We start from the raw sequence: 10,733 nt of genomic DNA, 5'->3' as shown, positions 1-10,733 counted from the left end.
CCTTCGTAAATTTTGTCATACAAAAAACTGCACCTCCAATTGTTAGACTGTGTCTAACAATTGGGGTGCAGTTCAGTGGAAGTAGGCTTTTTTGTATTGAGAGTGTAAGTAAAGTTTATGGGAAACCTAACGAAAAAGGATGGTGATAAAAATGACAATCGATCGAGTTTGTACAATTGGGCCAGCAAGTAATAATAAAGAAACGTTAGCGCAGTTAATAAACAATGGTATGAAAATAGTGCGCTTGAATTTATCACATGGCACGCATGAAAGTCATAAAGACATCATTCGTTTAGTCAAATCGTTAGACGATTCTATTAAAATTTTAGGCGATGTACAAGGTCCTAAAATAAGGTTAGGTGAAGTAAAAGGAGAACAAATTACACTTCAGGCGGGAGATTCTTTTATTTTACATACGCAAGCAGTTACAGGGAGCAATAGAGAAGCAAATGTTGATTATGAAGGAATCACGAATGATGTGAAAGTTGGAAGTAGAATTTTAATTAATGATGGAGAAGTTGAGTTAATCGTTGAAACGGTAAGTGCGGATAAAATAGAAACAAAGGTCAAAATAGGTGGTAATATCTCATCTCATAAAGGGGTGAACTTACCAGGGGCAATCGTTAGTTTACCAGCTATTACGGAGAAAGATAAAAAAGACATTCAGTTTCTTCTAGAAGAGGATGTTGATTTTATCGCATGTTCTTTCGTACGGAAACCTAGTCATATAAAAGAAATACGAGATTATATACAACAGTACAAAGAAACGTCACCTAATGTAATTGCCAAAATAGAAACGATGGAAGCGATCGAGAATTTTCAAGATATATGTAAAGAAGCAGACGGAATTATGATTGCAAGGGGTGATTTAGGAGTAGAGTTACCGTATCAATTTATTCCGCTCTTGCAGAAAATGATGATTCAGGAATGTAATCGAACGAATACATATGTTATTACAGCGACACAAATGCTTCAATCTATGGTAGATCATTCTATTCCAACAAGGGCTGAGGTAACCGATGTGTTTCAAGCTGTACTGGACGGAACGAACGCTGTTATGCTTTCTGCTGAAAGTGCATCAGGCGAGCATCCAATTGAAAGTGTAAGAACATTACATCTCGTTTCTGAATTCGCTGAGCATGTGAAAAAAGACGGGCCATTTGTGATGAAAGATGTACTGGAATTGTTGCATAAGTCTTTGGGTGAGTGATAAATAAAAAGAGGGCGGATATGCATCCACCCTCGTGTTTTTCATTCTTATTATTCTTGCTCTTGCTCGTCCAAAATTTTATCAAAAGCAGCAGATACTTTATCAAACTCTTCATCATTTTCAATGTATGAAAACTCATTATCTTCTTCTACTTTTAAAAAGAAAATATCAATGTCTTCCTCAGATTCTGTTTGAATGTCTTCTACGAAGGCAACTGCAATATATTCTGCGCCTTCGACATCCATCGCTCCGAGTACTTCTACTTCCTGATCCTCATTATTCTCATCACTGAGAGTAAACACTTCGCCAACTTCAATATCAGACATATCCATTCTCCTCCTGTTCGACTCTAAAAAATAGAGCGCTCAAACTGTATACATACTAACATATCTTTCCATAAAAAATCAATTTCATACATTAGAAAAACAACTGATTCTTCAATAGAATAAGTATTTAGCTAGAAGGAGTTTTATTTGTGAGTGCTATATTACTTAATCCATTCAACAATTGTATCCATAGTTTGTCTTGTTTTATCACGCTTTGGCTCTTCTTTACGGTAACCAAAGGCAACCATAACAGATACTTCAAGATTATCGTCTTTTATAATGCATTCTTGACGAAGTAAAGAATCTATTTTCTCTTTATCAAATCCTTCTATTGGACAAGAATCAATGCCGATTTGAGCTGCACTCGTCATCATATTACCTAAAGCAATATAAGTTTGCTTAGATGCCCAATCAAATACAGCACGATCGGATTGTAATAAGTTAAAATCTGTTTCCTGGAACTTTTTGAAGAATTCATATCTAATTTTTTGAGTGTCTTCAGGTAATCCAATAATATTGTTCATCATATGTTTAATATACTCTGCATCATAATGCATATCTTTAATATTTCTTGAAAGAACAATGACAAAGTGACTAGCTGTTGCAAGTTGCCCACCAGCGCCCCATGAATACGGTTGTAGTTTTTCTCTTAATTCTTTATTTTGTACGACAATAAATTTCCAAGGTTCATAACCAAAAGAAGAAGGAGATAATCTGCCTGTTTCTAAAATGAAATGAAAATCCTCTTCTGAAATTTTGTGCATAGGATCGAACTCTTTACATGCATGTCTGAAATGGAAAGCCTCCATAATTTTCTCTTTTGTAATTTGTTTTGTATTTGTCATAAAAGTTCCTCTTTTCATTAATTTATTTTTGTAAGTAAATTATATTTTTAAAGTAACATAGATACAAGTACGCACATTTATGTGTTATAGTATCAAAAAAGATACTATTGGTAAGGGAAGGGACTTATGATGGATTGTTCAAACGAAAATAATATAAATTACCCATTTTTAAATAAATATTCTTGTCCAGTGGAAGCTATGGTTGAGGTTATTGGCGGAAAATGGAAAGGGGTTATTTTGTATCATTTATTAGATGGTACAAAGAGATTTAATGAATTAAAAAGATTAAAACCTAATATCACACAAAGAATGTTAACACTGCAGCTGAGAGAACTTGAAGCAGATGGCATTATACATCGTGAAGTATACCGTGAAGTGCCGCCAAAAGTAGAATATTCGTTAACGGAGCTTGGTGAATCACTACGTCCAATGATTCTATTAATGATGGAGTGGGCAACTCATAATATGGAGAAAGTTTTGGAGAGTAGAAATACGAAAAATAATAGTTAAGAGTTGTAGAAATAAAAGGTGTTTTCCATATGTGAAGAAACCTTTTATTTTTTACTTTCTTAAATTTTGGTTGTAATTAAAATGCATGTGAATCTATTCTGGGGATGTGCTGTTGATTTTGCTATGAATTAAAAACTTCCTTTTTAGTAGTAGAAGCTGCATCTAATAAAAGGAAAACAGCTGCTATAATATGTAGAACGACGTCTATATAAGGAAAGAAGGCAACTAGAGTAACGATAATACCTATATAATGAGCGTACGTATTCATGCCTGCTTTGTTAGCTAATAAAATAGTAGTAAAGGTATCCCGTCTAGGTTAATAAAACTTGGAAATAAATAATAACAAGGAAGTAATAATAGGTGAGAGATCCCTGTAGTCCACTTTAGTGCTTGTATGTAAGTTTTCAAAGTAAATCCTCCTAAAACAATTCATATCTATATATTACCAAAAATAATAGGTAATTGGATATTAAATACTTGTGATTTTTAGTAGAATATAATTGTTTTATGTTAACTAATGGTTTCGTTATCTATAAAATAGAAAAACCACCCAAACGAGGGTGGTTCGTATTATAAATAACTATTTAAAGAAGAAAGGGGAACCTTCACCTCACTACCTTCCTTCATATTCCGCAGCATAACGGTTTCTGTACTAAGTTCTTCTTCCCCAATAATAAGCACATAAGGGATGTTTTCCTTATTGGCATAATTAAGGGCCCGTTTTAATTTGCGTCCTGCTAGTTCGAGTTCGACTTTTAAGGAAGTTGTAGAACGTAATTGCTGGGCAATTTGTAAGCATTGTAATTCTGTCCCGAGTGGGATGATAAATACATCCGCTGTAGATGATATTGTTTCTTTCTGAGATAGTGCTGTGTAAATAACGTCTAAACCGAATGAAATACCGACTGTTGGATAGTTCATATTATCACCACGGAATGCTCCGATAATATTATCGTATCGACCACCGCTACCGATGCTGGATGTAATCGAGCCATCTTTTAAAAAGATTTCATACACGGTACCTGTATACATTGTAAGTCCTCGTGCTAAAAATGGATTGAATATAGCATTTTCATTTATTCCAAGGGCAATTAAGTATTGCTGTAATTGTTGTAGTTTGTTTACTCCATCGGCAACGAGTGGAGTATTGAAAGCGTCTTTAAAGTCAGCAATTGAAAGCTTTAGACAAGATAAAACGGTATTACATATCGTATCAGCCATTTCTTCAGAAATTCCGCGTTCTAATACATCTTTTCGTACACCATCAATCCCAATCTTTTCGATTTTGTCTAATGATAAAATGACGTCACTCGTTCGTTCAGCAGGGATGTTAATGGACTCGAGAATACCATTTAACAATTTTCGGTTATTATATTGGATCGTTACTTCTAAGTTTAGCGTTCGGAACAGTTCAAACGCCATACTCATAAGTTCCACCTCTGCCATGACTGATTCTACACCGACTATATCAACGTCACATTGAATGAACTCACGAAATCTTCCTTGTTTAATGGGCCCATCTCGAAAGACTTTTCCAATTTCATACCGCTTAAAAGGGAGGCGGATGTTCGGGTTCATTGCCACGACTTTTGCGAATGGAATGGTTAAATCGTAACGTAAGGCAAGGTCACGTTTTCCTTGATCCCTAAGCGTATATATTTCTTTTAATATTTCATCGCCACCACCGTACTTATATGACATAAGCTCATACATATTTAAAGTTGGTGTTTCTAACGGTTTACAGCCGTATCGTTCAAACGTATCTTCACAAGCTCTTTTAATTTTATTTCGCAACACTTGCTCCTCTGGTAAATAGTCTTTCGTTCCTTTTACATTTTTCATTTCCATTGTAATCACTCCTTTTTAAAATTAAAAAAAGCTATGCAGGTATAAAAATACCCACATAGCTTTATGAACGCTTCGTGGGTCAACAGGAAAAGCCCTGTACCCACGAAGAAAAATTTTCCTTCGGATACACGGCGTTACGTATGATGATGAAGTTGGAAAGAAGTATTAACATTTCGCATGACAAATCTCTCCTTAACATAAGTTTTTCCAAATTATATCAGAAGATTTTTGAATTATCAATATTTTTAGTTTTGAAATATACGTGAAGTTATGTAGGAGAAATAGAAATGGGTGTATAATAAAACTTAATAATATGAATTAAACGTTTAAGGAGATCACTATGAAAAAAGATAAAACAAATGCGATGCGAATATTAGATAAAGAGAAAATTGAATATTCGATGATGTCATATGATCCAGACGATGGAAAAATTGATGGCGTATCAGTAGCCGAGAAAATTGGACGAGAAGTGAGAGAAGTATATAAAACGTTAATCGCTCAAGGGAATAGTAAAAATTATCATGTGTTTATCATTCCAGTAGATGAGGAACTGAACTTGAAAGCAGCAGCAAAAGCGGTTAGTGAAAAGAAGATTGAAATGATTCCTGTAAAAGATATTACGAAAGTGTCAGGATATATTCGCGGTGGTTGCTCACCAGTCGGAATGAAAAAGTTATTTTCAACATGCATTGATGCGAGTGCGCAATCGCTTGAAACAATCATAGTGAGCGGCGGGAAGATTGGTATACAAATTGAACTTAAAGTGGATGACTTGGCGAAAGTGACAAGAGCGCAGTTTGGTGAAATAACGAAATAATGATAGATAGGGAAAGAAGTTCTAGTTTTATTGAGTTTAGATAATAATTTATAGGGTAGTTAGTCCGTTTTGTCTTAGAAAGGTGTAGGTTTTTTGAATACGAAATTAATCATAGTAGAAGGGCTTCCTGGCTTTGGGAAATCCACTACTGCAAGCTTGCTTTACGATATTCTAATTGAAAAAAGTATTGACGCTGAGTTATTTCTTGAAGGGAATCCGGGCCACCCTGCTGATTATGATGGGGTATCTTATTTTGATAAAAGTGAATTCGAAAGTTTGTTAGTGAATAGTGGTAATTTTAAGGAAGTAATTAGTGATAGAGTCACGGAGCGAGAAAACAATTATTTATTGCCATATAAAAAAATTAAAAATGAATACAGCTCTAATTTTCCTGAAAATTTATTAAATACCATTTTCAAAAATGATATATATGAATTACCGCTAGAGAGGAATATTGAATTAATAACTGAAAAATGGAGGGATTTTGTTAAAATAGCCAACAACGAAAATAAAATTTATATTTTTGAATGTTGCTTCATACAAAATCCATTAACAATCGGGATGGTTAAATATGGTGAAAAAAAAGAGAAAGTTATAAGTTATATTAATGCATTAGCGAAAATCATAGAAAAATTAGATCCAGTATTGTTATATATAGAACAAGATGATTTGGAATTCTCATTCAGAAAGGTATTTAATGAAAGAGATAAAGAATGGTCTGCTGGATTTATTGAGTATTATACAAATCAAGGGTATGGGAAAATGAAAGGCTATCACGGTTTAGACGGAACAATTAAAGTTTTAGAAGCAAGAAGAGATATTGAAAGAGAAATATTTAATATGTTAAATATAAAAAAGACAAAAATTGATAATTCACAGTATGAAGCTATCAAATATAAGTCAATGATAATTGAAAAATTGAAATCACTTGAAATTCTAGATTAATGTAGTGCTTTAATTGAGTCAGAAACTAAGAATTTTTAACTTCCGCTTTCAAAAATTATGTAAATAAGCTGTTCACTGGATTCTCATAGAAAACGGTGGTGAGATGAAAGTTTTGATTTTGAAGCACTTCAAAATCTTAGTTAGATGGCTATGTATCGGTACCCCACAATAAAAAGGCAGGAGCATATCAAATATGTTCCTGCCTTTCATTTTAGAGAGATGTTTCCTAACAGTTGATTTTGTTAACGAAAGTCGACTTTAAATCCATATTTTGTATAGAATATAGTACATATAATAAAAGTATGAGGTGATACAGTGAGAGAAATTCATATTCATAAAATTATTGCGGATAAGAGAAAAGAAAAGGGAATTACACAGGAAGAGTTAGCGGCGTATATCGGTATTACGAAGGCATCGGTTTCTAAATGGGAGACGGGGCAGAGTTATCCGGATATTACATTTTTACCACTGTTAGCATCGTACTTTAATATAAGTATAGATGAACTAATCTGTTATACACCGCAAATGGGACAGAAAGATATTAGAGATTTATATCATAGGCTAGCGGAAGCTTTTAGTGAAGAACCGTTTGATGAAGTAATGAAGGAGTGCGGAGAAATAATTAAAAAATATTATTCTTGTTTTCCGTTATTACTTCAAATGGGACTACTTTTTATTAATCACCACATGTTAACAGAGGATACGGATAAAAGAACTGAACTGTTAGAAGAGGCAATGTATCTCTTTAGCAGGGTGCAGGAAGAGAGTGATGATGTTTCTCTTGTGAAAGAGGCGGTATCGTTTCAAGCAACTTGCTATCTTATATTCAATAGACCAAATGAGGTGCTTCAATTACTTGGTGAAACGATACGTCCTAATTTTCCAGAAGAGGATTTAATCGCACAAGCGTATCAAATGCTTGGAAATGCTGAAAAGGCGAATGAAATGATGCAAATTAGTATGTACCAACATTTAATACACCTCGTTGCGACGATACCGAATTATGTAGTAGTAAATGCTTCAAACACTGAAAAGGTAGAGGTAATTTTAAATAGAGCTTTCCTGTTAATAGATATATATGAAATAGAAACATTACATCCCAATATGACTTTAAAAGTATACTATGCTGCTGCACAAGTATATTGTATGCAAGGGAATTTTGAAAGAGCATTAGAAATGTTACGGAAATATGCAGCGGTTTGTGCGTCTAGCTTTACAATAAATAGTCTGCATTTACACGGCGATTCATATTTTGATGCGATTGATGGATGGTTTGCAGAATTTCCGCTTGGCGCTAAAACGGTTAGAAATGAGGATATTATAAAGCGAAGCATGCTACAAGGTATTGCAGAGAACCCCATTTTCGCATCGATGAAAGATGTAAAAGAGTACAAAAATATAATAGCGAGTTTGAAATTTAAATTGGATATAACAGATTAGAGGGAGGACAAATATGATGACCTTTGACGAATATGAAGTAGCGATAAATAGTGAATTTACTTTGCAAGGCACGATTACTAAACCGAAAGCTGACGGGAAGTATGCTGCTGTTGTCATTATCGCTGGTTCTGGAGAAGTTGATCGTGATGGAATGATTGTACCGTTAAAGCTTGCGTCGAATATTTACAAAGATTTAGCACATGTAATAGCGAGACTTGGAGTAGTAACGCTCCGCTTTGATAAGCGCGGGGTAGGAAAGAGTGAAGGGGAATTTCAGAAGACTGGAATGTGGGATTTAGTTAATGACATAGAGGCTATGATTACGTATGTAAAAGAACAGCCATTTGTTGATTCGGAAAATATCATTTTAGTTGGTCATAGTGAAGGGTGTATGTTAGCAAGTGTAATAAACGCAAGAACACCAGTTAATGGACTCATACTTCTTACAGGAGCTGCGGAATCATTAGAAGAAGCTACGAAAAGACAAAGAGAAATTGCTTATAAAGAATTAAAAGAACAAAAGGGAATAAAGGGAAAACTAATGCGCCTTCTCAATGTGGAGAAACGTGGAGAGAAGCAGATGGGAAAAATAAAAGAGAAAATGATGAATACAGAAAAAGATACAATTAAAGTTGGTTTTAAACCGATGAACGCAAAATGGTATAGAGAGCATTTTCAGCATGATATTTATAAAGATTTACAACAAGTAACATGTCCAGTACTAGCAATTGCTGGTGATAAAGATTTTCAGGCGAATCCTGAAAAAGCGAAGAGAATTGGTGATTATGTACAAGGTGATTCTGAAGTATACGTAATAAAAAATATGGATCATACCTTAAAGTATTTTGAAGGAGATTTTAAAGCGTTACAATTTAAAAAGATTTATACGGAAAGTGCAGATAAGCCGCTTCATCCAGAGTTGGAAGGAATAATTGTAAATTGGATGGATGCGCGTTTTATCTCGCATAAGATCCCTGCATCAACATTAAGTGAATATGAGGGAGATGGAAAGGAGAGTAACTGTCTGTAAAAGACGGATTGGTTTAGATTAATAATAGGTATAAGTTCTTTAGTAGTTTCAAGCATATCTCCCTGACCGTACATTCTATAGTAAGATAATAAGCTTTTGTTATTAGATTGCTATAGTAAATCCTCTTAATCAATTCAATATACTACTAAATTCTGTATAGGGGTGTTTATATAAGGTTCGAAGTATAAATTCATATTCCGCTTCAAAACTTTTATCTAAATCAATATAGGTGTAGGCTCAAAGTAAAGTTAGAACAATTATATAACCCCCTATAAATAATCCAGGCTATTTAATATTAGGAGGAAGCCAACTATACACATAATCCATGACAGAGCTGATCCTGAATGATTAGCGATTTTCATTCGAAGCCTCTCGAGAGATTTTTGCATCCATCGACCAAATAGGAGATAGAGGAGAAACAGCAAGAGAGAGGGCAATACCATGATAAAGTTGTATCCAGCTAAAATAGAAGACCATTCTATCCATGATAGATTAGAAGTAGTTAATATGCCGATTGCTGCAAAATAAGGGAATGCAGTTCCCACTTCAATTAATGTAGTAGTGAATCCGAGCGCAATTATTGAAAGAATGCTATTTGATTTTGGTGAAGGGAGCTTTGAACTTTTCTTTGGTGGAATATAAAAGCTTGCGATGAATAATAGGGCTCCAATAATAAAGAACGTCCAGCTTACGATTTGGTTTTGAAATACGCCAGAAATAATCTCAAACAAAAAATCTAATCCTAGCATGAGTGAAACTCCAACAACAAAATAACATCCAGCTACCGTCAATAAATAAACGAATAAACGTTTCGTGAGACGCTCTTTATCTGTTAAAAGTAGATATATTGTTACTCCTATTGTAGTAGGGCTTAGCGTGTCCAATATAGCTAATCCGCCTATTAGGAGAAGGTGTTCTGTACCCATCGTGCTTTCCCCCTTATTTCGGCTCAGGATTATTTTTTTCAGTCATAAAAATGGCATATGCCTCGTTCATAAACTGAAGCACATCTTGATCAATTGGATATAAACTAAGTTTCTCTGATTGTTTGGGAGACATCCTTATCTCCCAAAGCTTATTTAGAAATTCATCCTCACCTTCAAATTCTTCTAAGCGTTTTTCCTCCATTCTTCTTATGATATTTTGAACTTTTGTTGCTTTTGGACCGTCCTTCATATAACGCTTTAACTGGCCGATGAGAGCAATCCATTCAAGTGAATCAGAACAGTCACTTGCCATTTTGGGAACCTTTTCCAATAGTTTTATTTCTTTTTCTTTAAATACAGATTCGCGATAATACTGTTGTATATCTTTATCTTTGCTGGATAATTGCATAATCTTCTGAATCGCAATCCAGCTTTCTTCTCCTTCTATCGCAATTCCATTTATCAATTCCCGTAAGGATAATTCTATTTTCTTTAAATGTTCCTGCTCTTTTATGACATAAGATAATTGACTCTGTAAACTATCCGACCAATTCCACTCATTGAAGTCGAGCATATTTTTAATCTCTTGTAACGGAAATCCAACCTTTTTTAAAAATTGAACTTGCTGTAATTTTTTTATTTCTTCATTTGTATATAAACGATGGCCACCCTCTGTTTTGGATGCTGGTTTTAATAATCCGATTTTATCGTAATAACGCAGTGTCCTTACTGTAACGCCTGTCAGTTCTCCAACTTTATTAATGTGTATCAACGGATAAACCTACCTTTCTGTACGTTAAGATTTTATCGTTAACGATTATTTTCTTCAAACCACA

Annotated in this window: 11 protein-coding genes and 1 pseudogene; 6 read left to right on the top strand and 6 right to left on the bottom strand. The window is 34.2% G+C overall.

All coding sequences use genetic code 11. From position 1 onward, the window contains the following. Positions 1-139: 139 nt before the first annotated feature. Positions 140-1,210 (top strand): pyruvate kinase, encoded by a 1,071-nt coding sequence (locus JDS99_RS21810; RefSeq protein WP_199695708.1) that lies wholly within the window; start codon positions 140-142, stop codon positions 1,208-1,210. 50 nt (positions 1,211-1,260) lie between these two features. Here JDS99_RS21810 and JDS99_RS21805 read toward each other — a convergent pair whose 3' ends face one another. Together JDS99_RS21805 and JDS99_RS21800 are read right to left on the bottom strand one after the other, a co-directional pair. After that, positions 1,261-1,542, bottom strand: coding sequence for a DUF1292 domain-containing protein (locus JDS99_RS21805; protein ID WP_002008111.1), 282 nt, complete (start codon positions 1,540-1,542; stop codon positions 1,261-1,263). A 155-nt stretch (positions 1,543-1,697) separates the two neighbouring features. Further along, a complete protein-coding gene (locus tag JDS99_RS21800) occupies positions 1,698-2,381 on the bottom strand; it encodes an NAD(P)H-dependent oxidoreductase (protein ID WP_199695707.1) in 684 nt (227 codons plus the stop codon). A gap of 129 nt (positions 2,382-2,510) precedes the next feature. Here JDS99_RS21800 and JDS99_RS21795 point away from each other — a divergent pair, with 129 nt between their 5' ends. Then, positions 2,511-2,891 (top strand): winged helix-turn-helix transcriptional regulator, encoded by a 381-nt coding sequence (locus tag JDS99_RS21795; protein ID WP_000340656.1) that lies wholly within the window; start codon positions 2,511-2,513, stop codon positions 2,889-2,891. Between the two features lie 121 nt (positions 2,892-3,012). Here JDS99_RS21795 and JDS99_RS32065 read toward each other — a convergent pair. Continuing rightward, positions 3,013-3,299 (bottom strand): annotated as a pseudogene (locus JDS99_RS32065) (hypothetical protein). Between the two features lie 162 nt (positions 3,300-3,461). Continuing rightward, positions 3,462-4,739, bottom strand: a complete 1,278-nt coding sequence (locus JDS99_RS21785) for a histidine--tRNA ligase (protein WP_199695705.1) — start codon at positions 4,737-4,739, stop codon at positions 3,462-3,464. A 340-nt stretch (positions 4,740-5,079) separates the two neighbouring features. Here JDS99_RS21785 and ybaK point away from each other — a divergent pair, with 340 nt between their 5' ends. The 4 genes from ybaK to JDS99_RS21765 all read left to right on the top strand — a co-directional run bounded on the left by ybaK (position 5,080) and on the right by JDS99_RS21765 (position 8,971). Continuing rightward, the gene (gene ybaK, locus JDS99_RS21780) at positions 5,080-5,556 is read left to right on the top strand and encodes a Cys-tRNA(Pro) deacylase (protein ID WP_098857647.1); all 477 of its coding nucleotides are present in this window, start codon (positions 5,080-5,082) and stop codon (positions 5,554-5,556) included. A gap of 93 nt (positions 5,557-5,649) precedes the next feature. Beyond that, positions 5,650-6,501 carry a P-loop NTPase family protein gene (locus tag JDS99_RS21775; protein WP_199695704.1) on the top strand — a complete coding sequence of 284 codons (852 nt, stop codon included), beginning with the start codon at positions 5,650-5,652 and terminating at the stop codon, positions 6,499-6,501. A 315-nt stretch (positions 6,502-6,816) separates the two neighbouring features. After that, positions 6,817-7,941: a helix-turn-helix domain-containing protein gene (locus JDS99_RS21770; protein WP_199695703.1), complete on the top strand. Its 1,125-nt coding sequence runs from the start codon at positions 6,817-6,819 to the stop codon at positions 7,939-7,941. Positions 7,942-7,954: 13 nt separating this feature from the next. Beyond that, positions 7,955-8,971: an alpha/beta hydrolase family protein gene (locus JDS99_RS21765; RefSeq protein WP_142291781.1), complete on the top strand. Its 1,017-nt coding sequence runs from the start codon at positions 7,955-7,957 to the stop codon at positions 8,969-8,971. 269 nt (positions 8,972-9,240) lie between these two features. Here JDS99_RS21765 and JDS99_RS21760 read toward each other — a convergent pair whose 3' ends face one another. Together JDS99_RS21760 and JDS99_RS21755 are read right to left on the bottom strand one after the other, a co-directional pair. Then, on the bottom strand, positions 9,241-9,897 hold the full coding sequence (locus JDS99_RS21760) for a GAP family protein (protein WP_088064035.1): 657 nt from the start codon (positions 9,895-9,897) through the stop codon (positions 9,241-9,243). Positions 9,898-9,910: 13 nt separating this feature from the next. Next, positions 9,911-10,669 carry a MerR family transcriptional regulator gene (locus JDS99_RS21755; protein WP_088609515.1) on the bottom strand — a complete coding sequence of 253 codons (759 nt, stop codon included), beginning with the start codon at positions 10,667-10,669 and terminating at the stop codon, positions 9,911-9,913. Positions 10,670-10,733: the final 64 nt, after the last annotated feature.

Origin of the sequence: Bacillus cereus group sp. N6 (assembly GCF_016483705.1) — a bacterium.
GTDB lineage: Bacteria > Bacillota > Bacilli > Bacillales > Bacillaceae_G > Bacillus_A > Bacillus_A wiedmannii.
This window is presented reverse-complemented; position numbering and strand designations above follow the sequence as displayed.

Coding starts and splice junctions, on each gene's coding strand:
- JDS99_RS21765 (WP_142291781.1), top strand. CDS start 7,955: ATGATGACCTTTGACGAATATGAAGTAGCGATAAATAGTGAATTTACT.
- JDS99_RS21760 (WP_088064035.1), bottom strand. CDS start 9,897: ATGGGTACAGAACACCTTCTCCTAATAGGCGGATTAGCTATATTGGAC.
- JDS99_RS21795 (WP_000340656.1), top strand. CDS start 2,511: ATGGATTGTTCAAACGAAAATAATATAAATTACCCATTTTTAAATAAA.
- JDS99_RS21810 (WP_199695708.1), top strand. CDS start 140: ATGGTGATAAAAATGACAATCGATCGAGTTTGTACAATTGGGCCAGCA.
- ybaK (WP_098857647.1), top strand. CDS start 5,080: ATGAAAAAAGATAAAACAAATGCGATGCGAATATTAGATAAAGAGAAA.
- JDS99_RS21805 (WP_002008111.1), bottom strand. CDS start 1,542: ATGGATATGTCTGATATTGAAGTTGGCGAAGTGTTTACTCTCAGTGAT.
- JDS99_RS21785 (WP_199695705.1), bottom strand. CDS start 4,739: ATGGAAATGAAAAATGTAAAAGGAACGAAAGACTATTTACCAGAGGAG.
- JDS99_RS21800 (WP_199695707.1), bottom strand. CDS start 2,381: ATGACAAATACAAAACAAATTACAAAAGAGAAAATTATGGAGGCTTTC.